Here is a 236-nt window from a genome sequence, read left to right on the forward strand (position 1 = left end):
TGCTGGCAACTAAGATCAAGGGTTGCGCTCGTTGCGGGACTTAACCCAACATCTCACGACACGAGCTGACGACAACCATGCACCACCTGTCTCCTCTGTCCCGAAGGAAAGGCCTATCTCTAGACCGGTCAGAGGGATGTCAAGACCTGGTAAGGTTCTTCGCGTTGCTTCGAATTAAACCACATACTCCACTGCTTGTGCGGGTCCCCGTCAATTCCTTTGAGTTTCAGTCTTGC

The 236-nt window shown here is 52.5% G+C and carries 1 rRNA gene; it reads right to left on the reverse strand.

Annotation, left to right across the window (positions count from 1 at the left end):
* A 16S ribosomal RNA gene (locus WFJ73_RS33275) occupies nt 1-236 on the reverse strand; the annotation flags it as partial.

The organism is Paenibacillus sp. MMO-58 (genome assembly GCF_037146255.1).
Classification (GTDB): domain Bacteria; phylum Bacillota; class Bacilli; order Paenibacillales; family Paenibacillaceae; genus Pristimantibacillus.